General features: G+C 71.5%; 19 protein-coding genes and 1 tRNA gene. 13 read left to right on the top strand and 7 right to left on the bottom strand.

Going from position 1 to position 23,486, the window contains the following annotated elements; genetic code table 11:
• Positions 1-3: 3 nt before the first annotated feature.
• The 5 genes from CGL27_RS20870 (at position 4) to CGL27_RS20850 (ending at position 5,347) form a co-directional block, all read left to right on the top strand.
• Positions 4-486: a septum formation initiator family protein gene (locus CGL27_RS20870; protein ID WP_014061265.1), complete on the top strand. Its 483-nt coding sequence runs from the start codon at positions 4-6 to the stop codon at positions 484-486.
• Between the two features lie 69 nt (positions 487-555).
• Positions 556-1,104 carry a DUF501 domain-containing protein gene (locus tag CGL27_RS20865; protein WP_119989227.1) on the top strand — a complete coding sequence of 183 codons (549 nt, stop codon included), beginning with the start codon at positions 556-558 and terminating at the stop codon, positions 1,102-1,104.
• Complete coding sequence (locus CGL27_RS20860) at positions 1,101-2,060, top strand: Ppx/GppA phosphatase family protein (RefSeq protein WP_119989225.1); 960 nt, start codon at positions 1,101-1,103, stop codon at positions 2,058-2,060. The genes CGL27_RS20865 and CGL27_RS20860 overlap by 4 nt, the downstream gene beginning before the upstream one ends.
• Before the next feature lie 395 nt (positions 2,061-2,455).
• Positions 2,456-3,835 (top strand): NAD(P)/FAD-dependent oxidoreductase, encoded by a 1,380-nt coding sequence (locus tag CGL27_RS20855; RefSeq protein WP_078641881.1) that lies wholly within the window; start codon positions 2,456-2,458, stop codon positions 3,833-3,835.
• A gap of 198 nt (positions 3,836-4,033) precedes the next feature.
• Positions 4,034-5,347: a cyclopropane-fatty-acyl-phospholipid synthase family protein gene (locus tag CGL27_RS20850; protein ID WP_119989223.1), complete on the top strand. Its 1,314-nt coding sequence runs from the start codon at positions 4,034-4,036 to the stop codon at positions 5,345-5,347.
• A 76-nt stretch (positions 5,348-5,423) separates the two neighbouring features.
• On the opposite strand, the gene CGL27_RS20845 is transcribed toward CGL27_RS20850, so the two are convergent.
• Positions 5,424-7,964 carry an ABC transporter permease gene (locus CGL27_RS20845; RefSeq protein WP_119989222.1) on the bottom strand — a complete coding sequence of 847 codons (2,541 nt, stop codon included), beginning with the start codon at positions 7,962-7,964 and terminating at the stop codon, positions 5,424-5,426.
• 66 nt (positions 7,965-8,030) lie between these two features.
• A complete protein-coding gene (locus CGL27_RS20840; RefSeq protein WP_078641878.1) occupies positions 8,031-8,813 on the bottom strand; it encodes an ABC transporter ATP-binding protein in 783 nt (260 codons plus the stop codon).
• Between the two features lie 402 nt (positions 8,814-9,215).
• Between CGL27_RS20840 and CGL27_RS20835 the strand changes: the two genes are divergently transcribed.
• Positions 9,216-9,298, top strand: a tRNA-Leu gene (locus tag CGL27_RS20835).
• Between the two features lie 185 nt (positions 9,299-9,483).
• Entirely contained in the window at positions 9,484-10,362 is an 879-nt protein-coding gene (locus tag CGL27_RS20830; protein WP_078641877.1) for a Bax inhibitor-1/YccA family protein, read from the top strand.
• Positions 10,363-10,520: 158 nt separating this feature from the next.
• On the opposite strand, the gene CGL27_RS20825 is transcribed toward CGL27_RS20830, so the two are convergent.
• Entirely contained in the window at positions 10,521-10,751 is a 231-nt protein-coding gene (locus CGL27_RS20825; protein ID WP_014061257.1) for a DUF4287 domain-containing protein, read from the bottom strand.
• Between the two features lie 120 nt (positions 10,752-10,871).
• Between CGL27_RS20825 and CGL27_RS20820 the strand changes: the two genes are divergently transcribed.
• Positions 10,872-11,213, top strand: a complete 342-nt coding sequence (locus tag CGL27_RS20820) for a hypothetical protein (protein WP_078641876.1) — start codon at positions 10,872-10,874, stop codon at positions 11,211-11,213.
• Between the two features lie 42 nt (positions 11,214-11,255).
• On the opposite strand, the gene CGL27_RS20815 is transcribed toward CGL27_RS20820, so the two are convergent.
• The 3 genes from CGL27_RS20815 to CGL27_RS20805 all read right to left on the bottom strand — a co-directional run bounded on the left by CGL27_RS20815 (position 11,256) and on the right by CGL27_RS20805 (position 16,214).
• Positions 11,256-12,176: a hypothetical protein gene (locus CGL27_RS20815; RefSeq protein WP_119989220.1), complete on the bottom strand. Its 921-nt coding sequence runs from the start codon at positions 12,174-12,176 to the stop codon at positions 11,256-11,258.
• A gap of 300 nt (positions 12,177-12,476) precedes the next feature.
• Positions 12,477-13,697 (bottom strand): acetyl-CoA C-acetyltransferase, encoded by a 1,221-nt coding sequence (locus CGL27_RS20810; RefSeq protein WP_078641874.1) that lies wholly within the window; start codon positions 13,695-13,697, stop codon positions 12,477-12,479.
• Between the two features lie 1,488 nt (positions 13,698-15,185).
• The gene (locus CGL27_RS20805; protein ID WP_107439076.1) at positions 15,186-16,214 is read right to left on the bottom strand and encodes an SGNH/GDSL hydrolase family protein; all 1,029 of its coding nucleotides are present in this window, start codon (positions 16,212-16,214) and stop codon (positions 15,186-15,188) included.
• A 197-nt stretch (positions 16,215-16,411) separates the two neighbouring features.
• Between CGL27_RS20805 and CGL27_RS20800 the strand changes: the two genes are divergently transcribed.
• On the top strand, positions 16,412-17,797 hold the full coding sequence (locus CGL27_RS20800; protein ID WP_119989218.1) for a cystathionine beta-synthase: 1,386 nt from the start codon (positions 16,412-16,414) through the stop codon (positions 17,795-17,797).
• Between the two features lie 326 nt (positions 17,798-18,123).
• On the opposite strand, the gene CGL27_RS20795 is transcribed toward CGL27_RS20800, so the two are convergent.
• On the bottom strand, positions 18,124-18,561 hold the full coding sequence (locus CGL27_RS20795; protein WP_119989216.1) for a hypothetical protein: 438 nt from the start codon (positions 18,559-18,561) through the stop codon (positions 18,124-18,126).
• A 119-nt stretch (positions 18,562-18,680) separates the two neighbouring features.
• Between CGL27_RS20795 and CGL27_RS20790 the strand changes: the two genes are divergently transcribed.
• The 4 genes from CGL27_RS20790 to CGL27_RS20775 all read left to right on the top strand — a co-directional run bounded on the left by CGL27_RS20790 (position 18,681) and on the right by CGL27_RS20775 (position 23,485).
• A complete protein-coding gene (locus CGL27_RS20790; protein WP_119989214.1) occupies positions 18,681-20,060 on the top strand; it encodes an acyl-CoA synthetase in 1,380 nt (459 codons plus the stop codon).
• 121 nt (positions 20,061-20,181) lie between these two features.
• Positions 20,182-20,457 carry a hypothetical protein gene (locus CGL27_RS20785; RefSeq protein WP_119989212.1) on the top strand — a complete coding sequence of 92 codons (276 nt, stop codon included), beginning with the start codon at positions 20,182-20,184 and terminating at the stop codon, positions 20,455-20,457.
• The gene (locus tag CGL27_RS20780) at positions 20,444-21,067 is read left to right on the top strand and encodes a DUF6879 family protein (RefSeq protein WP_119989210.1); all 624 of its coding nucleotides are present in this window, start codon (positions 20,444-20,446) and stop codon (positions 21,065-21,067) included. The genes CGL27_RS20785 and CGL27_RS20780 overlap by 14 nt, the downstream gene beginning before the upstream one ends.
• Before the next feature lie 54 nt (positions 21,068-21,121).
• Entirely contained in the window at positions 21,122-23,485 is a 2,364-nt protein-coding gene (locus CGL27_RS20775) for a tetratricopeptide repeat protein (RefSeq protein ID WP_240450580.1), read from the top strand.
• Position 23,486: the final 1 nt, after the last annotated feature.

Raw genomic sequence — 23,486 nt, 5'->3', positions numbered from 1 at the left:
GACGTGCCGGCGGATCGCGAACGGTTCTCCACCGCGACCAGGCTCAAGGCGCTCGGCGAGCACGCCGCCGCCCGGGTCTACCGGGTGCGGACCAAGCGCCGCCGGGGCCGGCTGACCGGCCGCGCGGCCCTGCTCGCGCTGGTCGTCTGCTCCCTGGTGGTGGCGCTCGCCTACCCGATGCGGCAGTACATCTCCCAGCGCTCCGACATCGCCGAGCAGCGGAGCGAGGCCCAGCGGGCCCGCGAGGACGTGAAGAAGCTGCGGGAGCGGAAGGCCCGGTTGCGTGACCCCGCCTACACCGAGCAGCAGGCCCGGGAGCGGCTGCACTTCCTGATGCCGGGGGAGACCGGCTACAGCGTGGTGGACGGCAGCGGCTCCACCGAGCGCTCCACCGACCAGGGCGCGGCCGGCCGCCCCTGGTACTCCAACCTCTGGGACGCCGTGGACACGGCGGACGCGGCGGGGGCGGGCAGCGCGCGCCGCTGAGGCGCCGCGCTCCGGCCACCGGTCGCACCCGGTGACGAATCGAAACGAAGAAGAAGAACTTTCCCACTCATGGATACGCCCCCGCCCCAGACGGAGCCCACCGCGCCCACCGACGCGGACATTCACGCCGTACGGGAGCAACTCAGCCGCGTGCCCCGGGGCCTGCGTGCGATCGCGCACCGCTGCCCCTGCGGCAATCCGGACGTCGTGGAGACCGCGCCGCGGCTCGAGGACGGTACGCCCTTCCCCACCCTCTATTACCTGACCTGTCCGCGCGCCGCGTCCGCGATCGGCACGCTGGAGGCCGAGGGCGTGATGAAGGAGATGACGGCCCGGCTGGCCACCGACCCCGAGCTCGCCGCCGCCTACCGCGCCGCCCACGAGGACTACATCGCGCGCCGCGACGCCATCGAGGTGCTCCAGGGCTTCCCCAGCGCGGGCGGGATGCCGGACCGGGTGAAGTGCCTGCACGTCCTGGTCGCCCACGCCCTCGCGGCCGGGCCCGGTGTCAATCCGCTCGGGGACGAGGCGCTCGCGATGCTGCCGGAGTGGTGGCGCAAGGGCCCGTGTGTGAGCCCCTGCGGGGCCGAGGGCGCGAGCCGGGAGGGGAGCGCATGACCCGCGTCGCCGCCGTGGACTGCGGCACCAACTCGATCCGGCTGCTGGTGGCGGACGCCGATCCGGCCACCGGGGAGCTGATCGAACTCGACCGCCGGATGAAGATCGTCCGGCTGGGCCAGGGCGTGGACCGCACCTGCCGGCTCGCCCCCGAGGCCCTGGAGCGCACCTTCGCCGCCTGCCGCGAGTACGCGGGGGTCATCGGTGAGCTGGGCGCCGAGCGCATCCGCTTCGTGGCCACCTCCGCCTCCCGCGACGCCGAGAACCGCGAGGAGTTCGTGCGCGGGGTCGTGGAGATCCTGGGCGTGGAACCCGAGGTGATCACCGGGGACCAGGAGGCGGAGTTCTCCTTCACCGGGGCCACCAAGGAGCTCAAGGGCCATGATCATGTGGCCGGGCCGTATCTGGTGGTGGACATCGGCGGCGGTTCGACGGAGTTCGTCGAGGGCGGCGAGCGGGTGCGGGCGGCCCGCAGCGTGGACATCGGCTGCGTCCGGCTGACCGAGCGCCATCTGGTGGCGGACGGCGGGATCACCGATCCCCCGACGGAGGATCAGCTCGCCGCCATGAAGGGCGATGTGGACGCGGCGCTGGACCTCGCCGAGCGGACCGTGCCGCTCACCCGCGCCTGCCGTCCCGCGGACGGCCACGCACTGGTCGGGCTGGCCGGTTCGGTCACCACTGTGGCCGGGATCGCGCTGGGTCTGGAGGAGTACGACTCCTCCGCGATCCACCACTCGCGGATCACCGTCGACCAGGTCCGCGAGATCACCGCGAAGCTGCTCGGCTCCACCCACGCCGAGCGGGCGGAGATTCCGGTGATGCACCCGGGGCGGGTCGATGTGATCGGCGCGGGGGCCCTCATCCTGCTTTCGATCATGGAACGGACCGGCGCCGAGGAGGTCGTGGTGAGCGAACATGACATCCTCGACGGGATCGCCTGGAGCATCGCCTGAGCGGGCGGAATAACGTATGAGCGGCCACGGAACCCCCTTCGGGGGCCTTCCGCGAACCGCCTCCGAGAAAGTTCGTGAAACTCTTCACATGAAAAAGGCGCCTGGTGGCCGACCGATGCGGCCCTCCGGGGCGGTTTCGGTGGCCGTGCCCCGTCGCTGACCGGATCGTGAGGTGTCAGGGGGGTTTCGCGGGCCCCGGCGCGGACCGCTTGGTCTACTCCCGAGTTCAACCACAAGCCCTGCTCAGAGGGGGCGGGAACGTGCCGGTCCGCCTTGTGGTTCCCCTCTGCCAGTATGGCATCCGTCACGGGGGCGGCGGAGTGTAGCAGATACTGTCACCATGCTTGTGAAGGGGCTCACGAGGTCCCCCTCGGAGGGTGCTGGATACTCGAAACATGAGCACCACGGAGCGTCCCAGGATCCTCGTTGTAGGCGGTGGGTACGTAGGCCTGTACGCGGCACGCCGCATCCTCAAGAAGATGCGGTACGGCGAGGCGACCGTCACGGTCGTCGACCCCCGCTCGTACATGACGTACCAGCCCTTCCTCCCCGAAGCTGCGGCCGGCAGCATCTCCCCGCGCCACGTCGTGGTTCCGCTGCGGCGCGTGCTCCCCAAGGCGGAGGTCCTCACCGGCCGAGTGTCGACCATTGACCAGGACCGCAAGGTCGCCGTCATCCAGCCGCTCGTCGGCGAGACGTACGAGCTGCCCTTCGACTACCTGGTCATCGCCCTCGGCGCGGTCTCCCGCACCTTCCCGATCCCCGGTCTCGCGGAGAACGGCATCGGCATGAAGGGCATAGAGGAGGCCATCGGCCTGCGCAACCACGTCCTCGAGCAGCTCGACAAGGCCGACTCCACCACGGACGAGGAGATCCGCCGCAAGGCGCTCACCTTCGTCTTCGTCGGCGGTGGCTTCGCCGGCGCGGAGACCATCGGCGAGATCGAGGACATGGCCCGTGACGCGGCCAAGTACTACCCGAACGTGAAGCGCGAGGACATGCGCTTCGTCCTCGTCGACGCCGCCGACAAGATCCTCCCCGAGGTCGGCCCGAAGCTGGGCCAGTGGGGTCTGGAGCACCTCCAGAAGCGCGGTGTCGAGGTCTACCTCAAGACCTCGATGGACTCCTGCATCGACGGCCATGTCGTCCTCAAGAACGGCCTCGAGGTCGACTCCAACACCATCGTGTGGACCGCTGGCGTCAAGCCCAACCCGGCGCTGGCCCGCTTCGGCCTGCCGCTCGGCCCGCGCGGCCACGTGGACACCGCCCCGACCCTCCAGGTCCAGGGCACCGACTACATCTGGGCCGCGGGCGACAACGCCCAGGTGCCGGACCTCGCCAGCGGCGAGGGCGCCTGGTGCCCGCCGAACGCCCAGCACGCGCTGCGCCAGGCCAAGGTCCTCGGCGACAACGTGATCTCGGGCATGCGGGGCTTCCCGCAGGGCCAGTACAAGCACGCCAACAAGGGTGCCGTCGCGGGCCTTGGCCTCCACAAGGGCGTCGCGATGATCGTCTTCGGCAAGATGAAGATCAAGCTGAAGGGCCGTCTCGCCTGGTACATGCACCGTGGCTACCACGGCATGGCCATGCCGACCTTCAACCGCAAGATCCGAGTGATCGCCGACTGGACGCTGGGGATGTTCCTCAAGCGCGAGGTCGTCTCGCTCGGTGCCATCGAGAACCCCCGCGAGGAGTTCTACGAGGCCGCCTCCCCGGTCAGCGCCGCCGCCGCGGTCAAGCCGTCGGCACCGGCCGAGAAGGCCAAGGCGTCCTGACCTCCGGGCCGGACCCGCACATCTGACGCCGAGGGCGTCCGCCATCCGTGGGGCGGACGCCCTTTCGTCTGCCCGCCGATGGCCCGCCTTTTGAAGCTGTTTTACCGATTCCAGACGTGTCGGCGGGACTGTAAAGCGGGTTCCATGGTGTTTACGTGGTGAGTGAATCTTCTTGACTCGCCATCACGGAGGTGTGACATGTCCGACGCCGCTGGGCGGATCGCCACCCTGGCCAAGGAGGTGCTGGGAGACCCCCTGCCCATCCGCGTCCGCGCCTGGGACCACAGCGAGACCGGCCCGCCCGGCGCCCCCACCCTGGTCATCCGGCGTCGCCGCGCGCTGCGCCGACTGCTGTGGCGGCCGGGCGAGCTGGGCCTGGCCCGCGCCTGGGTCGCCGGTGACCTGGATGTCGAGGGCGATCTGTACGACGCCCTGGACCGGCTGTCCGGGCTGCTGTGGGAGCGCGGCCCCGCCACCGCGCCGCGGTCCCGGCTCCGCACCGGCATCCAGGTGCTGCGCGACCCCGCGCTGCGCACCGCCGCCGGGAAGCTGATCGCGCTCGCCGGGCCGGGGCTGCCGCCGACCCCGCCCCGCGAGGAGGCGCGGTCCGGCTTCGGTCCGCTGCACTCCCTGCGCCGCGACAAGAAGGCCATCAGCCACCACTACGACGTCGGCAACGACTTCTACGAGCTGGTGCTCGGCCCCTCGATGGTCTACTCCTGCGCCTACTGGGACACCCCGGATGCGACGCTCGAGGACGCCCAGCGCGCCAAGCTGGACCTCGTCTGCCGCAAGCTGGCCCTGCAACCGGGCCAGCGGCTGCTGGACGTGGGGTGCGGCTGGGGCTCGATGGTGCTGCACGCGGCGCGCGAGTACGGGGTGCGCGCCGTCGGCGTCACGCTCTCCGAGGAGCAGGCGGCGTACGCCCGTAAGCGCATCGCGGACGCCGGGCTCACCGACCAGGTGGAGATCCGGGTCCAGGACTACCGCGAGGTTCCGGACGGGCCCTACGACGCCATCTCCTCCATCGGCATGGCCGAGCATGTGGGCTCCGTGCGCTACGCCGAGTACACCGCCATCCTGCACCGGCTGCTGCGGCCCGGCGGGCGGCTGCTGAACCACCAGATCGCCCGGCGCCCCCAGCCGGACGAAGAGGCTTACCACGTGGACGAGTTCATCGACCGGTATGTCTTCCCCGACGGTGAGCTCGCCCCGGTCGGCCGGACCGTCACCCAGCTGGAGGAGGCGGGCTTCGAGGTACGCGATGTGGAGGCCATCCGCGAGCATTACGCGCTCACGCTGCGCGGCTGGGTCGCCAACCTGGAGCGGTCCTGGCCGCAGGCCATGCGGCTGACCAGCCCGGGCCGGGCCCGGGTCTGGCGGCTCTACATGGCGGCCTCCGCCCTCTCCTTCGAACGCAACCGGATCGGGGTCAATCAGATCCTCGCAGTCCGCACCCCCGAGAGCGGGACCGCGGGGCTGCCGCTGCGCGCCCGCGACTGGCGCGGCTGAAACGCGGACGTCCCCGTCCGCCCCGGAGAGGGGGCGGACGGGGACGTCCGGTAGCGGTTCGCCGATCGGCTCGCCGCTACTCGGCCTTGATGGCCGCCAGCATGTTGAGCTTGGAGGCCCGCCGGGCCGGCCACAGCGCGGCGATCACGCCGACCAGCGCGGACATCAGCACGAACAGACCCATCCGGGCCCACGGCAGCACCAGCTCGTAGCTCGGCAGCTCGGTGGCGATCAGCTCACCGGCCGCCCAGCCGAAGAAGACGCCGAGGCCGAGGCCGAGCACCCCGCCGAAGAGCGAGATGACCAGGGACTCCAGCCGCACCATCCGCTTGATGCCGGCCCGGTCCAGGCCGATCGCCCGCAGCATGCCGATCTCCTTGGACCGCTCGAAGACCGACATCGCCAGGGTGTTGATGACCCCGAGCACCGCGACGATCACGGCCATGCCGAGCAGCCCGTAGAGCATGTTCAGCATCAGGGTGAAGGCACTGGCGATCTCGTCGGAGGTGTCCTGCTTGTTCTGGATCTTGACCGCGGGGTTCTCGCCGAGCGTCTTCTTCAGCAGGTCCTTGGTGTCCTGCGTCGCGCCGCCCTTGGTCTTCAGCATCACCTGGAAGTCGGCGACGGTCGTCATGTGCGGGGTGACCGTGGCGTTGTCGAGCATGACCCCGCGGATCATCTGGTTGCCCTCGTAGACACCGCCCACGGTCAGCCGGCCGCTGCTGCCGTCCTCGTAGGTCACCGGGATGGTGGAGCCGACCTTCCAGTGGTTCTTGTCGGCGATCTTGTCGTCGATGAGGACCTTGGTGCCCCCGAGCGCGCCGAACGAGCCCTCGGTGAAGTCCACGTTCACCAGGTCCTTGATGGCCTTGGGGTCGACGCCCGTCAGGGTGTCGGTGTCACCGGCGACCCGGGCCGGGGAGGAGCGCAGCGAGCTGATCGCGGTGACCTCGGGCAGCTTGGCGAGGGTCTTGGACACATCCGGCGACATCGGCCGCGGGGTGGTCCCGCCCATGCTGACGACGTAGTCGGACTTCAGCCCGTCGGCGGCCATCTTGTCGATGCCCTTCTGCATGCTCCCCGCGATCACCGTCATACCGGTGATCAGGGTGAGGCCGACCATCAGGGCGGAGGCGGTGGCGGCGGTACGGCGCGGGTTGCGCACCGCGTTCTGCCGGGCCAGCTTGCCGGGCATCCCGAAGAGCCGCAGCACCGGGGAGGCGGCCGCGATCAGCGGCCGGGACAGCAGCGGGGTGAGGACGAAGACGCCGATCACCAGGACGGCCGCGCCGAACGCCATCGGGCCCTGGCCGTCGCCGCCCATGCCCGCACCGGCCACCACCAGGGCGATACCGGCCGCGGCGAGGATCGAGCCGATGGTGTTGCGGACCACCAGACCGCGGGTGGTCGGCGCGGCGTGCACGCTGTTCATCGCGGCGACCGGCGGGATCTTGGCGGCGCGGCGGCCGGGCAGCCAGGCGGAGAGCACGGTCACCACGACGCCCACGAGCACCGAGACCAGCACGGTGGTCGGCGCGACGATCAGCGGGCCGTCCGGGACGTTGGCCCCGGAGGAGTTGAGCACCGAGCGCAGCGCGGCGCCGATGCCGACACCGGCGGCGAGGCCCACCACGGCCGCGACGGCGCCGACGAAGGTGGCCTCGATCAGCACCGAGCGGGTCACCTGACGGCGGGTCGCACCCACCGCGCGCATCAGGGCGAGCTCCTTGGTGCGCTGGGCGACCAGCATGGAGAAGGTGTTGACGATGATGAAGATGCCGACGAAGAGCGCGATCCCGGCGAACACCAGCATCGCGGTCTGCATGCTGCTCATGCCGTCTTCGATCGCCTTGGCCTGGTCCTTGGCGAGCTTCTTGCCGGTGGTGGCCTTGGTCTGCTCGGGCAGGACCTTGTCGATCGCGGACTTCAGCGACGCCTGCGAGGTGCCCGCGGCGGCCTTCACGTCGATCTCGTCGAACTGCCCGGGCTTGGCGAACAGCCTCTGGGCGGTGACCGTGTCGTACAGCGCGAGGGTGCCGCCGGCCGCGACATTGCCGTCGTCGGTGGTGAAGACGCCGACGACCTTCTCGGTGCGCACCGGGCCGTCGACGGACACCCGGATGGAGTCCCCGGCCTTGTACTCGCCGCGCTCGGCGGTCTTGGAGTCGAGCGCGATCTCACCCGCGGCCTTGGGGGCGCGGCCCTCGGTCATCGTGTACCGGGGGTCCTTGCCGTCGGCCCCCGGGTAGTAGTTGCCGCCGAGGTTGGAGAAGCCGCCGCCGAGCAGGTCGCCCTTCTTGTCGGCGAGGGCGGCGTTGCCCTTCACGACACCGAAGGCGGAGCCGGCGCCGGGCGCCTTGGCGGCCTTGTCGAGCAACTGCTGGCTCAGCCGGGGGGCATCACCGGGGTTGGCGGAGTCGTCATCCTTCTTGTCGGGGGCGATGGCGACGTCGACGCCCTTGAAGCCCTTCTGGGAGCTCTTCTGATAGGCGTCGGAGATGGTGTTGGTGAAGACCAGGGTGCCGGCGACGAAGGCCACACCGAGCATCACGGCGAGCACGGTCATCAGCAACCGGGCCTTGTGCGCAAGCACATTGCGCAGGGCTGTACGGAGCATGAGTGTCAGTCCTGAGGGGTGGGGAGGGGAGTGCGAGGCGGCGTACGGATACGGGCGCGCCCCGCGTCAGCTCGTACGGCCCTTGGCGTCGAAGCGCCTCATGCGGTCGAGGACCGAGTCGGCGGTGGGGTTGGGCAGGTCGTCCACGATCCGGCCGTCGGCGAGGAAGACCACGCGGTCGGCGTAGGACGCGGCGACCGGGTCGTGGGTCACCATCACGATCGTCTGGCCCATCTCCCGCACCGAGTTGCGCAGGAAGCCCAGGACCTCGGCGCCGGAGCGGGAGTCCAGGTTTCCGGTCGGCTCGTCGGCGAAGATGATCTCCGGCTGGCCGGCCAGGGCGCGGGCCACCGCGACGCGCTGCTGCTGACCACCCGACAGCTGGTTGGGCCGGTGCTTGAGCCGCCCGGCCAGACCGACCGTGGCCACGACCTGGTCCAGCCACGCCTGGTCGGCCTTGCGACCGGCGATGTCCATCGGGAGGGTGATGTTCTCCAGCGCGTTCAGCGTCGGCAGCAGGTTGAACGCCTGGAAGATGAAGCCGATCTTGTCACGGCGAAGCTGGGTGAGCTTCTTGTCCTTGAGCGTGGTCAGTTCGACGTCGCCGATCCGGGCCGAGCCGCTGGAGATCGTGTCGAGACCCGCCATGCAGTGCATCAGCGTCGACTTGCCGGAGCCCGAGGGGCCCATGATCGCGGTGAACTCCGCCTGGCGGAACTCGACGGAGACCGAGTCCAGGGCGATGACCTGGGTCTCGCCTTCGCCGTAGACCTTGGAGAGATCGGTGGCCCGGGCGGCCGCCGCTGAGGTGCGGTGGGCGGTTTCGACGCCGAAGGGTGTGGTGGTCACGGTGGATGGCTCCTGTCGTGCTCTGCGGGAGTGGCGGGACGTCACTCCATGGTTCCGGTTGTGAAGGGGGACGGGATCAGCCCGTGCTCCGGTTCTGCGGGGGGTCTCGCGATGTAGGTGGTGGTGGCGGAGTCCTCCTTGAGGAGGAGAAGACACCCCGGGCGGGGCGTCGAGATTGCGTCAATCCCCAGTTAATGGGGGTTCAGGGCATATCGGCAGGTCCAATGGCCGTCGGCATCTTCGGGTACCCCGCCCCGCTGCTGATGCACCCTCAGTTGCCAATAAAATAAGACAACCTCGGTCCGCGGAGTCGCTGTGCGGGGGCATGTCCCCGGATAGGCTCGTGCTGCTCTCTTCCAGGGGAGGGCCGTATGCGCTCCGTACGGCCCAGGGGGAACCGCCGCCCGGATGGTGGAATGCAGACACGGCGAGCTTAAACCTCGCTGCCCCTCGCGGGCGTACCGGTTCAAGTCCGGTTCCGGGCACCTTCAGATCCGGTGGGCGCACTCAGCGTGTGTGGATGGTCGCCCAATGTGCGTGCGCGGGGCCCGCAGGGGCCTCGCGCGGTCTCTCCCTGCGTGAAAAGATCCTCCTTGGGCACTAGGGTGCCTTCTTTGCTTACCTATTACTCTTGAGTCAAGGTCGCGCCCGGCGGCCATGGAGGAGTGAGATGAGGAGCAGCAACCCGGTCTTCTCGCGACGGGGGTTCAGCCGCAGCGGCGGCTACGCCGGTTTCGGCGCGGCACCGCAGGCCGGGAGCCCCGTCGCCGGTCAGGGCAATCCGTACGCGCAGACACAGGCGCCCACGAACCCCTATGCGGCGGGCGACCAGCAGAATCTGACCCCCCAGCAGCTGCAGCAGATGTACGGCGCGCCGCCGGCGGGCCCGCTGCAGACCGGCCGGATGACGATGGACGACGTCGTCATGCGCACCGGTATGACGCTGGGCACCGTCATCGTCGCCGCCGCGGCCGCGTGGATCGCGCAGCTTCCGGTGGGCGTGGGCATCGGCGCCGCGCTCGTGGCGATGGTGCTCGGTCTCGTCCAGTCGTTCAAGCGCACGGCCTCGCCTGCGCTGATCATGGGTTACGCCCTCTTCGAGGGTCTCTTCCTGGGCGTCATCAGCCAGGTGTACAACGAGCGCTGGTCCGGCATCCCGATGCAGGCCGTGCTCGGCACGATGGCCGTGTTCGTCGGTGTGCTCGTCGCGTACAAGACCCGTCTCATCCGGGTGAACGCGCGATTCCAGCGCTTTGTGCTCGCCGCCGCCATCGGCTTCGTGCTGCTGATGGCGGTCAACCTGCTGTTCGCCGCCATCGGTGGCGGGGACGGCCTCGGCTTCCGCAGCGGTGGCCTCGGCATCGTCTTCGGCCTCGTCGGTGTCGTGCTCGGCGCGGCGTTCCTGGCGATGGACTTCAAGCAGATCGAGGACGGCGTCCAGTACGGCGCTCCGCGCGAGGAGTCCTGGCTGGCGGCCTTCGGGCTGACGCTCTCGCTGGTGTGGATCTACCTGGAGCTGCTCCGGCTGATCTCGATCTTCAGGGACTAGCGTCGGGTGGTGCGGGCCTCGTCCGCGCCACCGGCTCGGACCCGGCGCACCTGAAAGGGCCCGCGGAGGCGATGACCTCCGCGGGCCCTTCTTCCTGTGCGGCTTAAGCCGCCCGGTTCGGTGGGTCTGTCATACACGCTTCTGCCTCCGGGCAGCGGCTACAGCAGCTTGCGTGCCGCACGCCTCAAGTCGTGTTCATGGATGATGGCCTTCGCATGGCCGTAGGCGAGCTGGTGCTCGCCGCGCAACCAGCTGACCTTCTCCTCGAAGCGGAAGAAAGCGGGGCCATCGTCGACCGTGCGCAGCCAGTCGGCAACTTCACGGCCCGTGCACTGGGGGATGCGGGAGAGTAGGTTCCGGTGAGTCTCGTCGGAGAAGATTTGGGACATCGGCGCCTCCGGACGCTTCCATGCCGGCCCCCGGGTCCATGGCCCGGGTTTCCTTCAGCTCACCGTGCCTGAGTGTTCGCCCGTTGGCAACAGTCCCTCAGTGGCGCATACGCTCGGAGCGTGGACGATACGACCCCCCTCATGACCGCCGTCGACCGGCTCGCCGACCGGCTGCGCGCCCTTCCGCAGTCCCGGCTGCGCGCGGGTGCGGCGGCCGAAGGACTGGCGCTGGCTAGGGAATTGTCGGCGCGCGCACAGCGTCTGGAGGAGCCGGGAACCCCGCCGCGGATCATGCCGGACGCGGGGCTGTTCGTGGTCGCCGACCAGGTGGCGGTGGCCGGACATGACTTGGTGCACGCGCTGGAGCGTGCGCCGGGCGGCTCCGGGGGCGGCCGGGCGGCGCGGGGGGTCACCGAGGCGGTGGCGCTCGTGGTGGAGACGGCCGGGCGCTGCGGGGTCTGAGGGCGCCGGTCGCCGAGGCTTACCGCGGGTTCGTACCGGGGCTCACAGCGAGGCGATGACGCGGTCGGCCAGGACGTACACATTGTCCTCGCCGCAACCGAACGTGAGCGCATACGCACCGGAGACGCCCGAGCCGCCGAGCAGCACCGGGGTGGTGCCCTCGCGCAGCGCGTCCGCCAGCCGCTCGGCCGTCTCCCGGTGGCCCGGGGTCATGCAGATCGTGGTGCCGTCGGCGAAGACGTAGACATCCAGGGTGCCGAGGGGCCCGGGGCGCACATCGGACAGCGGGGTGCGGGCGTCGGCCAGCTCGGTGATCCGGGTCACCGTACGGTCGTGGTCGGCCATGGGTGACGACGGGGAGAAGTCGGGGTGGGACGGATGGCGCCGGCGGGCCGCCGCGAGCTCGGCCGACTCCCTGGGCTCGGCCGCCGGCTCCGGCTCGACGCCCAGCTCCAGCTCCACCTCGGCCTCGACCTCGGGTTCCTGGTCCCCGGCGGAGTCCAGCGCCTCGGGGCCCAGCGCGTCCAGGCCGAGCAGCGGTTCGAGCCCGGCCAGATCGGCCTGGCGGGGCACGAAGAGCTGCGCGTCCTGTACGGCGTCCTCGCCGTACCCGCCGGGCCCGCCCAGCAGGGAGTGGGCGTCGGCCGTTCCGGCGGAGTCCCTGGCCTCCTGGGCGGCCCAGAACGCCCGCGCCTCGGCCAGCTCGCGCTCCCGCTCCTCGGCGAGTGCCTCGGCCACGGCCGCGCGTATCTCGGCGGCCGGGGTGGCGCGGGGTGCGGGCACCGTCACACCGTTCTCCTCGCCGCCGCTGCCCGCCTGGGCGCCGGCGGCGACGGTGGCCGCGAGCTCGGCGCGCAGCTCACAGATCTGCCGGCGCATACCGCGCGCGGTGTGCAGGGCGGCCGCCCCTACGGCCGTGGCGGTCACCGCGGCCAGGAGGAGGGCAAGAGTCGTGGGGCTCACTGACGTACTCCCGGTTGGCTGTTGATCCCCCGAATTCCTACCTCAGCTTGAGGCTTATCGCCTCTCGACGTCAGTGCATACCGTCACCAAATGGACAGAATTCGGTACCGGAAGGGCCTTTGGTCACCGGTGCTGAGCTGGGCAGACGGCTCTCCCCCAGGACCTTTGTCACATCCTGGGGGAGATTCGGTCACGGCTCGATCGAAACCAGTGTCTCAGACGCGGGGCGGCTCGGCCCCTCGGTCCGGCCCGGCTCGGCCCAGCGGCTCGGCCGGGCTCGGCCGCCCGGCTCAGCCCGGCTCAGCTCAGGCGCTCGATGACCATCGCCATGCCCTGGCCGCCGCCGACGCACATGGTCTCCAGGCCGAACTGCTTGTCGTGGAACTGCAGCGAATTGATCAGCGTGCCGGTGATCCGGGCGCCGGTCATGCCGAAGGGGTGGCCCACGGCGATCGCGCCGCCGTTGACGTTGAGCCGGTCCAGGTCGATGCCCAGGTCGCGGTAGGACGGGATGACCTGCGCGGCGAACGCCTCGTTGATCTCCACCAGGTCGATATCGCCGATCGACATCCCGGCGCGGGCCAGTGCCTGCTTGGACGCCTCGACCGGTCCGTACCCCATGATCTCGGGGGAGAGCCCGGAGACGCCGGTCGACACGATCCGGGCCAGCGGGGTCACGCCCAGCTCCCGCGCCTTGGTGTCGGACATGATCACCAGTGCCGCGGCTCCGTCGTTGAGCGGGCAGCAGTTGCCCGCGGTGATCCGGCCGTCGGGGCGGAAGACCGGCTTCAGGCCCTGCACGGCCTCCAGGGTGGTGCCCGCGCGGGGGCCGTCGTCCTGGCTGACGACCGTGCCGTCCGGGGTGGTCACCGGGGTGATCTCACGCTCCCAGAAGCCCTTCTTGATGGCTTCCTCGGCGAGGTTCTGGGACCGGACGCCGAACTCGTCCATGTCCTCGCGGGTGACTCCCTTGAGCCGGGCCAGGTTCTCGGCGGTCTGGCCCATGGCGATGTACGGGTCGGGCAGCAGACCGTCCTCGCGCGGGTCGTGCCAGTCGGTGCCCTCCTGCTCGGCGCGCGCGACGGTACGGGCCTCGGCCTCCGCGAACAGCGGGTTGTGGGTGTCCGGCAGCCCGTCCGAGGTGCCCTTCTTCGACCGCGAGACCATCTCGACGCCCGCCGAGATGAAGACATCGCCCTCGCCCGCCTTGATGGCGTGCAGCGCCATCCGCGAGGTCTGGAGGGAGGAGGAGCAGTAGCGGGTGACCGTACAGCCGGGGAGGTGGTCCATCCCCATCTGCACGGCCACGATCCGCCCCAGGTTGTGCCCCTGCTCACCGCCTGGCAGACCACAGCCGAGCATCAGGTCGTCGATCTCGCGCGGATCGAGCTCGGGGACCTTGGCGAGCGCGGCCTGGATGATCTCGGCGGTGAGGTCGTCCGGGCGCAGATCTTTGAGCGATCCCTTGAAGGCGCGGCCGATGGGAGAACGGGCTGCAGAAACGATCACTGCTTCGGGCATCACGGCTCCATGGGGGCGGGGGTGCGGGTGGGACTCTGAGGGAAGTTACCCGTACGTATCGGCAGGGTCACGGGGTGCGGGCTGTGACGCGGAACTCTTTTTTCCAAGCGTACGCTCAGTGGCCCCGGATCCGCCCTGCCCGCGGCGCCTTCCCTCGCGCCCTACGAGGCGCCGATACGCGCCCGGGCGCCGCCTCCAGGACCCCCGGCCCCCGGGCCCCGAACGCGGGCCGCGCGCCCGCTACCCGGACGGGCGGGAGGTCCCGGGGCCGGGTGCCCCTGCCCCCGGTGCGCCAAGTACTTGCCCTAATGCAACTAATCCATCAAGCGATTTCCAAAGGGGTACCCCACCCCCCGGCATGGGCCTCGCCCCGTCCCACGGAAGCCGCCACCGCCCCGACGGCCGATGGCGCGGCCCCGGCCCGCCACCGCCTGCTGTCCGGCGTCGGCCTCGGCCCCTGGCGGCGGGAGCCGCGACCGGCCCAGCCTCCGGCGACGCGGCCCCGGCCCGGCCCCGCCTGCTGTCCGGCATCGGCCTCGGCCCCCGCCGCCGGGAGCCGCCACCGGCCCTTGCCCCCTCCGGCCCGGCGGTCGGTGGCGAGGGCGCGGCCGGGCACGTCTGCCGCCGCTGCTCAATTGCGCCGAAGGCGCGGGACGAAGGCCGCGCTCGGCCGGGTAGATCAGCCTGCCCCGGAGGGATATGGCGGCCGGGGCCCGGCTACAGGAGCCGCTACTGGTCCGGTGGCGAGGGCGCGGCCCGCCACTGCCTGCTGTCCGGTGTTGGCCTCGGCCCCTGGCGGCGGGAGCCGCGACCGGCTCTCGCTTCTGCGGCCCGGCGGTCGGTGGCGAGGGCGCGGCCGGGCACGTCTGCCGCCGCTGCTCAATTGCGCCGAAGGCGCGGGACGAAGGCCGCGCTCGGCCGGGTAGATCAGCCTGCCCCGGAGGGATATGGCGGCCGGGGCGCGGCTACAGGAGCCGCTACTGGTCCGGTGGCGAGGGCGCGGCCCGCCACTGCCTGCTGTCCGGTGTTGGCCTCGGCCCCTGGCGGCGGGAGCCGCGACCGGCCCTCGCCCCCTCCGGCCCGGCGGTCGGCGGCGAGGGCCAGGCCGGGCACCTCTGCCGCCGCTGCTCAATTGCGCCGAAGGCGCGAGACGAAGGCCGCGCCCGGCCGGGCACATCAGCCTGCCCCGGAGGGGCACGGCAGCCCGAGGAGGGGCCGCCGCCGTGGCGGCGTGGCAGCCGGAGTCCGGCGATGGCGTGGCAGCCCGGCCCGGGGCCCGCAGGCCCCGGATGGGCCGCGGTCGCAGACGCCGGGTGGGTTGGGCCCGCAGGTCCGGGTGGCTGGGGTCGCAGACGCCGGGTGGGCTGGGCCCGCAGGCCCGCAGGCCCGCAGGCCCGGGGGGCTGGGGCCGCAGGTCCGGGTGGCTGGGGCCGCAGGCCCTGGGTGGGCTGGGGCCCGCGGTCCAAGGGGAGCCGGGCCCGGTGGGGGTCAGGAGCCCGAAGGGGGCGGGGAGGTCGGGGACGAGGTGTCGGGGGAGCCGGACACGGTCGCGGGCTCCTTGGCGGGGCCCTGGCGCCGCAGCAACCGGGCCCAGGGCCCGCGAGCCGCGGTGACCTCGGTGCCCCCCTCGGCGGCCGCCTCGGCCGCCGCCGTGGCGACCGGCAGGATGCCCTCGTCGAGCGTCTCCGCCGCCTCCTCGGGCCACAGGCCAAGCGAGTCGCACAGGGTCGGCAGAACGGCCATCGAGGCCGTGGCGTACCCCTCCGCCGAGGGGTGGAAGTTGTCCGGGCCGAACAGCTCGCGCGGATTGGCCGCGAACTCGGGGCCGAGCAGATCGCCCAGCGAGACCGTGCGCCCGCCCTGCTCCACCACCCCGATCGTCTGCGCGGCGGCAAGCTGTCGGCTCAGCCGCCGCGCGACCCAGCGCAGCGGCTGATAGACGGGCTCGATCGTGCCGAGGTCGGGACAGGTGCCCACCACCACCTCGCAGCCGCTCTCGCGCAGTCTGCGCACCGCGTCCGACAGCAGCCGCACCGACTTGGCGGGCGGCATCCGACGGGTGACGTCATTGGCGCCGATCATGATCACGCACACGTCGGGAAGCAGCTCCGCATCCCCCAGCACCAGCGTGACCTGGCGCTCCAGATCGCTGGACTGCGCCCCCGGCAGCGCCACGTTCCGCAGGTCCACCGGGCGCTCGGCAACCGCCGCGAGCCCCGAGGCGAGCAGCGCGCCCGGTGTCTGACTAGGGCGGTGGACGCCCTGTCCGGCGGCCGTGGAGTCGCCGAGAAAGGCCAGCCGCAGTGGGGGCTGGCCGGTCCTGCGGGCGAAGGCGAAGCCATATCGGCCGTCCGCGCGCGGCGGAGGATCGTCCGACCCGCCCACGGCCCGCTTCGCATGGGACACCTCAGTGAGCAACAGCACGGCGGTCACCCCGCCCAGCAGCCCGATCCCGCCGCCCCCGTACGCCGCCGCGGCCGCGATCCGCCGCGCCACCCTCGCCCTCGACATCGACATGGGTCCAGGCCACCTCCGTCCGCACGCGCACGCGCTTCCTTCTCCTTTGTACGCCTCGCTAACAACTTGTTGCCCCGCACAGCCTTCCTCCCAACGCATGGGTCGCAGGGCGGGGACGCGCAATAAGCTGACAGCACGGCGCCGCGATGGCGGCCGCCCCGACGCGGAGATCCCGCGGAACCGGACCAGGAGCAGGTGTGCAGTACTACGAATCGATGATTGAGCTGGTCGGCAACACCCCGCTGGTGAAGCTCAACACCGTGACCGAGGGCATCCGGGCAACCGTCCTGGCCAAGGTCGAATACTTCAATCCCGGTGGCTCGGTGAAGGACCGGATCGCGGTCCGGATGATCGAGGCAGCCGAGCGCTCCGGTGAGCTCGAGCCCGGCGGCACCATCGTCGAGCCGACGTCCGGCAACACGGGCGTGGGCCTCGCGATGGTCGCCCAGCGCAAGGGCTACAAGTGCATCTTCGTCTGCCCGGACAAGGTGTCCACGGACAAGATCAACGTGCTGCGGGCCTACGGCGCCGAGGTGGTGGTCTGCCCCACCGCCGTGGACCCCGAGCACCCCGACTCGTACTACAACGTCTCCGACCGGCTGGTCCGCGAGACGCCGGGTGCCTGGAAGCCCGACCAGTACAGCAACCCGAACAACCCCCTCTCCCACTACGAGTCCACCGGCCCCGAGCTGTGGGAGCAGACCGAGGGGAAGATCACCCACTTCGTCGCGGGCGTCGGCACCGGCGGCACGATCTCCGGCACCGGCCGCTATCTGAAGGAGGCCAGCGAGGGACGGGTCCAGGTGGTCGGCGCCGACCCCGAGGGCTCGGTCTACTCCGGCGGCTCCGGCCGCCCGTATCTGATCGAGGGCGTCGGTGAGGACTTCTGGCCGACCGCCTACGACCAGACCGTCGCGGACGAGATCGTCGCGGTCTCCGACAAGGACGCCTTCCAGATGACGCGGCGGCTGGCCAAGGAGGAGGGGCTGCTGGTCGGCGGCTCCTGCGGAATGGCGGTCGTGGCCGCGCTGAAGGTCGCCGAGCGGCTCGGACCGGACGATGTGGTGGTCGTGCTGCTGCCCGACAGCGGCCGTGGCTATCTGTCCAAGATCTTCAACGATGAGTGGATGGCCGACTACGGCTTCCTGGAGGAGGACGGCCCCTCGGTGCGCGTCGGCGACGTCCTCCAGGGCAAGCAGGGCGGACTGCCCTCCCTGGTCCATATGCACCCGGACGAGACGGTGGGCGAGGCCATCGACGTGCTGCGCGAGTACGGCGTCTCGCAGATGCCGATCGTCAAGCCGGGCGCCGGACACCCGGATGTGATGGCCGCCGAGGTCATCGGTTCGGTGGTGGAACGCGAGCTGCTGGACGCCCTGTTCGCCCGGCGCGCGGAGCTGACCGACCCGCTGGAGAAGCACATGAGCCCGCCGCTGCCGCACGTCGGCTCCGGCGAGCCGGTCGAGGACCTGATGGCGGTGCTGGGCACGGCGGACGCGGCGATCGTGCTGGTGGAGGGGAAGCCGAAGGGCGTGGTGAGCCGGCAGGACCTGCTCGCGTACCTGGCCAGCGGCGTCAAGTAAGGGCTCCAAAGGGGGCCCAACTGCCCTTCGAGGGAGGCCCGCCGGGGCTTCGAGGAAGTGGTACGTGCGTGTCACGCGCCCGCAGCACAGGCTTAACACAGCTCCGGCAGATTAGTGGGTGTCGGAAGGACGACACCGACACCCAGGATGAGGCGACAGGACATCCGGAGCGGCTCCCGGACCTCCATGGTCGCCTGGACGCGGAAGTCCGGCCCTGACCCGGCCCGCGTCCCCCGCGGGGACCGCCGTCGTCCCGCCCTCGGTGCCCAGCACCGGGGTGCGGCGGTCCCCGCGCAGTCTTATCGGAGGTTCGGCGTTCGCAGAACCTAGTCCCTGCTCTCCTCCGGGCTCCGACCCCGGCGCAGCCAGGAGAAGCCCCCCGCCGCGTGGACCGCGTTGACGCCGAAGATCCCGGCCCAGGTGATCAGCAGGCCGGGCAGGCCCTCGTTCACCACGCCGATCGCCGACAGCGGGATCGCCAGCACCAGGGAGATCCCGACGAAGGCGAAGCGCTCGCCGATGCCCATCCCGTGGGGCTGGTCCGGATGTGCGCCGGTGAAGTACGGGCGGGTGCCGCGTGCCGCCGCCATCTGCTGTTCGGCGAGCTGGCGGCGGACATGCCGGTCCGCCGTATCGTTGAAGCGCTGCTCGACTTTCTCCATGAAGGAGTCGACCAGTTCCGACTCGTACTCCGCACCCAGCTCCTTACGGGTCTGCAGGGCCGCGTCGAGTTCCTTTTTCAGATCCGGGTCACGGGCGTCCATGCTTAATGACGGTACGGTCGCGGGGACGCTTTGTCGGTAGGGCTAGCCCCCGAAAGACGCGCGGGCGCGAAGAGGTACACCCCTGGTACCCCCGGCCCGCTGTGGAAGGAGTCAGTTCCGTGACCGCACCTCTCCTCACGTTCCTCGCCGCGCCCGGCGGCGACCGCCCCGACGCGCTGAGCGTCGGCGGCCGCTCCCTCTCGCGCGAGGAACTGCTCGGTGCCGCGGGCGCGGTGGCGGCCCGTATCGCCGGTGCGCCGGTCGTCGCGGTCCGGGCGACCGCGAGCCCGGAGACGGTGGTCGCGGTGGTCGGCGCGCTGCTGGCGGGGGTACCGGTGGTGCCCGTACCGCCGGACTCCGGCCCGGCCGAACGCGACCACATACTGCGGGACTCGGGCGCCACCCTGCTGCTCACCGGGGAGGCCATAGCGGCCCCGATCGAGACCGTCCCGGTGGACCCGGCCGAGCGGGCCGCGTGGACGAAGCCGGAGCCGGACGCGGAGTCCACGGCGTTCATCCTCTACACCTCGGGGACCACGGGGGCGCCCAAGGGCGCGCTGATCTCCCGGCGGGCGGTGGCCGCCGACCTGGACGGGCTCGCCGCGGCCTGGGCCTGGACCGCGGAGGACACCCTGGTCCACGGGCTGCCGCTGTTCCATGTGCACGGCCTGGTGCTGGGCGTCCTGGGCGCGCTCCGGACGGGCAGCCGTCTCGTCCACACCGGCAAGCCGACCCCGGCGGCGTACGCGGCGGCGGGCGGCAGCCTCTACTTCGGTGTGCCGACGGTCTGGAACCGGATCGTCCAGGACCAGGACTCCGCCCGCGCCCTGGCCTCCGCCCGGCTGCTGGTCTCCGGCAGCGCCCCGTTGCCCGCCCCGGTCTTCCGTGACCTCGAGCGGCTCACCGGCCAGCGCCCCATCGAGCGCTACGGCATGACCGAGAGCCTCATCACCCTCTCCACCCGGGCCGACGGAGAGCGCCGCCCCGGCTACGTCGGCACCCCGCTGGCGGGCATCCGCACCCGGATCGCCACCGAGGAGGGCGCCGAGATCGGCGAACTCCAGCTCACCGGCCCCACCCTCTTCGACGGCTATCTGAACCGGCCCGAGGCCACGGCCGGTTCATACACCGAGGACGGCTGGTTCCGCACGGGCGACATCGCCGCGGTCGACCCGGACGGCTTCCACCGCATCGTGGGCCGCGCCTCCACCGACATGATCAAGTCCGGCGGCTACCGCATCGGCGCGGGCGAGGTCGAGAACGCCCTCCTCGACCACCCCGCCGTCCGCGAGGCCGCCGTCGTCGGCGCCCCGCACGAGGATCTGGGCCAGGAGATCGTCGCCTACGTCGTCGCCGACGGCATCGGCGAACAGGAGCTGATCGACTTCGTCGCCTCCCAGCTCTCCGTCCACAAGCGACCCCGCAAGGTCCGCTTCCTGGAGGCCCTGCCGCGCAACGCCATGGGCAAGCCCCAGAAGAAGCTCCTGCCCCCGGCCTGACCCCGGCCCCCGGCCTGACCCCGACCCCCGGCCTGATCCCGCCTGCGGCTCCCGGCCGCCGTTGCCATCCGTGACGCTCATTCCTACACTCAGTGACCACGACGGATGAGTGGAGAGACCGATGGTCCGCGCATGGGAAGCCGACCCGTCCGCATCGTTCGCGCGCCGATTAGGAAAGTCGGCGCGCGAGCTCGGAAACACCGGTGGACGCGACGGGTGTCCCGACATCTGGCAGCTCGACAACGGTGACATCGCGGTCATCGGCCGCGACCTCACCGACGCCTACCGGGCGAAACTCCCCGACGACGCCAGCATCGCCCCGGACGAGCGCCTCGTCGTCATCCCGTGTTCCACCCTGAGCGCCGCGAAACCGGACATCCCCGATGCTCGGACTTGACGGCCCTCGCCTCGACACCACCCGGGGCGAAGTGCTCCCCCTCGACGCCTATCGCCGCGACTTCCGCGAGCGGCAGTGGACGATCGACGGCCAGGACTCCTGGAAGCTGGAGCGCCAACAGAGCTTCAGGGAGCCGGGATTCGCCAGCTGGGAGGCGTTCGCCCGGGGCGACTGGGACGAATCCCTGCGTCTCATCGAGGAGGAGCGCGACCATCTGCGGGAATTCTCGCAGGAGGTCGAAGACCACCGGATCGCCCTCTACCGGGTCCGGGTGGTCGAGGAGCCCATCGCCCCGTATCTGCAATGGGAGCTGCATCTGCTGCGGCTGCGCGCCGAATGCGGGGAGAGGATCCGGGTGGTCGGCCCCGAACACCTCGGCGAGCTGGAGAGATCCGAAAAGCTGCCGGAGCTTTTGACGCTGGGCGACCGCACGACCTATCGGATCCGCTATACGGACCAGGGGATTCTCGACGGCGCGGTGCGGTTCACGGATGCCGGGACCACCGTCCGCTGCCGCGCGTTCACCAGGGGTCTCTACGGTGCCGGTGAGGACCTGGAGTCGTATTTCGCTCGCGAAGTAGCGCATTTACCGCCACCACAGCCGGAGTAGCAGATCAACGAGGATCATGGGACGCATTCCGAACTGTCCGGATCCGCGGGTGAGGTGGTGCAGGCCCGGGACATCAGCGGAGGCATCCACTTCCACAGCGGCGGCCGCCCCGACCGCCCCAAGCCCCGGCAACTGCCCGGGGATGTCCGGGGATTCGTCAACCGGGGACAGGAGCTGGGACGGCTCGACGCCATCCTGACCGACGGCGGCGGTGAATCCGTCTCCGTCCCGGTCTGTGTCCTCGCCGGGACCGCGGGCGTCGGCAAGACCTCCCTGGCGTTGCGCTGGGCGCACCGCGCGCAGGACCGCTTCCCGGACGGCCAGCTGTATGTGAACCTGCGCGGCTACGACCCGGGCGCACCGGTCACCCCGCAGGAGGCGCTGCACCGGTTCCTCTCGGCCCTGGGCGTACCGGTGGCGGCGATTCCGGCGGACCTGGAGGCGGGCGCGGCGCTCTACCGGTCGCTGCTGGCCGGGCGCAGGGTGCTGGTGATCCTGGACAACGCGGCCACCGTGGGCCAGGTCAGACCGCTGCTCCCGGGCGCCGCGGGCTGCCTGGTCGTCGTGACCAGCCGGAGCCGGCTGTCCGGACTGGCCGTCCGTGACGGGGCGCACACGCTGACCCTGAGCACGCTGGACGAGACGGAGGCCGTCGCGCTGCTGAGCGTCGTCACCGCCGCCTACCGCCCCCAGGACGACCAGGACCAGCTCATCGAGCTGGCGCGGCTGTGCGCCCGCCTTCCGCTGGCCCTGCGCATCGCCGCGGAGCGGGCCGCCAGCCGTCCGCGGATGGGGCTGGACGAGCTGATAAGAGACCTTCGCGACGAGTCAGCTCTGTGGGATGCCCTGAGCGTGGGGGACGACGAGGAGGCCGAGGCGGTGCGTACCGTGTTCGCTTGGTCCTATCGGGCGCTGCCCGCGGCGGCGGCGCGTCTCTTCCGGCTGCTCGGGCTGCATCCGGGCGCCGAGTTCGGCACCGCGGCCGCCGCCGCTCTCGGCGGGGGCGCGGGCACCGGCCGTATACGGCATCTGCTGGACGTGCTGGTCGGCGCCCATCTGCTGGAGCAGACCGGACCGGACCGTTACGAGTTCCACGACTTGCTGCGCGCCTACGCGGCCGACCAGGCGCGGCACGAGGAGCCCCCGGAGGAGCGCGCGGCGGCGCTGCGCCGGGTGCTGGTCTGGTACCTGCACTCCGCGGACGCGGCCCAGACCTGGATCAACCCCCAGGAGGCCCGTATCCCGCTCGATCCGCCGGGCGATGACCTCACCCCCGCGTCCTTCGCGGACTACGAGGAGGCCATGCGGTGGTACGAGGCGGAGCGCGGCAATCTGCTGGCCGCGACCCGCGCCGCCGGTGAAGCCGGTCTCGATGTGATCGCCTGGCAGCTTCCCGCGGTGCTGCGCAGCGTGCACATGCTGCTGAACCCGTTCGCGGAATGGCTCGCCATGGGCCGTATCGGACTGTGCGCCGCACGCAGGCTGGGCGACCGCACCGCGGAGGCCGAGCTGCTGGAGAGCCTCGGGATGGCCTGTACGCAGTCGCATCGCCTCGCCGAGGGCGCGGAGTACCACCAGGGCGCCCTCGCCGCCCGTCGGGAGACCGGCGACCGGCTCGGGGAGGCGCTCTCGCTGAACGACATCGGGCTGATCCACTTGCGGGGACGCCGGCTGGAGGAGGCGAAGGAGCGGTTCGAGCAGGCCGCGGCGGTCTTCCGGGAGCTGGGGGCCGTCCAGTGGGAGGCCGTTGTGCTGGCGAACCTGGCCGAGGTGACGTACGAGCTCGCCCGGCCCGAAGAGGCGTCCGGCTTTGTGCGGCGGGCCCTGGAGATGCACCGCGGACTGGGCAACCAGGGTGGCGAGGGCAACGCGCTGCGCATCCTGAGCGCCGTTCAGCGGGACCGCGGGCAGCCGGAGGAGGCGCTGGGCTCCGCCGAGGGCGCGCTGGAGATCGCCCGAACCCACCGCAACCACATGTGGGAGGGGTACTGGCTGCTGGAGTTGGGCCGGGCGCAGCAGGCCAACGGCGCGTTCGACGCCGCCCTGGCCTCGTTCCAGCGGGCCGCCTCGCTCCAGCGCCGCCTCGGCGACCGGGCGCGGGAGGCCCGGGCGTGGGACGGCGCGGGGGAGACCTACCGGCGGCTCGGGCGGCCCGGCGAGGCGGCCGACTTCCACCGCCGCGCCGCGGCGGCCCACCGGGAGCTGGACGACCTGTGGCACGCGGCGCTCGCCCTCGTCGGCCTCGCCGTCGCGCTGCGCGAGGCCGACGAGGCGGGCGGCGCCGAGGAAGCGGGCGGCGCCGAGGAGGCGCGGCGGCACTGGACCGAGGCCCTGCAAGCGCTCGCCTCGTACGACGATCCCCGGGCCGCCGCGCTGCGCGAACGCGTCGTCGCCGCCCTGGAGTCGGGCGGCACATGAG

The organism is Streptomyces sp. 11-1-2 (assembly GCF_003595545.1).
GTDB lineage: Bacteria > Actinomycetota > Actinomycetes > Streptomycetales > Streptomycetaceae > Streptomyces > Streptomyces hygroscopicus_B.
Note: the sequence above shows the minus strand (reverse complement) of the source record. Positions and strands in the feature narration are given on the sequence as shown.

Coding starts and splice junctions, on each gene's coding strand:
- CGL27_RS20825 (WP_014061257.1), bottom strand. CDS start 10,751: ATGTCCCAAATCTTCTCCGACGAGACTCACCGGAACCTACTCTCCCGC.
- CGL27_RS20865 (WP_119989227.1), top strand. CDS start 556: ATGGATACGCCCCCGCCCCAGACGGAGCCCACCGCGCCCACCGACGCG.
- CGL27_RS20795 (WP_119989216.1), bottom strand. CDS start 18,561: ATGGACGCCCGTGACCCGGATCTGAAAAAGGAACTCGACGCGGCCCTG.
- CGL27_RS20785 (WP_119989212.1), top strand. CDS start 20,182: ATGGTCCGCGCATGGGAAGCCGACCCGTCCGCATCGTTCGCGCGCCGA.
- CGL27_RS20780 (WP_119989210.1), top strand. CDS start 20,444: ATGCTCGGACTTGACGGCCCTCGCCTCGACACCACCCGGGGCGAAGTG.
- CGL27_RS20805 (WP_107439076.1), bottom strand. CDS start 16,214: ATGTCGATGTCGAGGGCGAGGGTGGCGCGGCGGATCGCGGCCGCGGCG.
- CGL27_RS20810 (WP_078641874.1), bottom strand. CDS start 13,697: ATGCCCGAAGCAGTGATCGTTTCTGCAGCCCGTTCTCCCATCGGCCGC.
- CGL27_RS20830 (WP_078641877.1), top strand. CDS start 9,484: ATGAGGAGCAGCAACCCGGTCTTCTCGCGACGGGGGTTCAGCCGCAGC.
- CGL27_RS20860 (WP_119989225.1), top strand. CDS start 1,101: ATGACCCGCGTCGCCGCCGTGGACTGCGGCACCAACTCGATCCGGCTG.
- CGL27_RS20855 (WP_078641881.1), top strand. CDS start 2,456: ATGAGCACCACGGAGCGTCCCAGGATCCTCGTTGTAGGCGGTGGGTAC.
- CGL27_RS20850 (WP_119989223.1), top strand. CDS start 4,034: ATGTCCGACGCCGCTGGGCGGATCGCCACCCTGGCCAAGGAGGTGCTG.
- CGL27_RS20845 (WP_119989222.1), bottom strand. CDS start 7,964: ATGCTCCGTACAGCCCTGCGCAATGTGCTTGCGCACAAGGCCCGGTTG.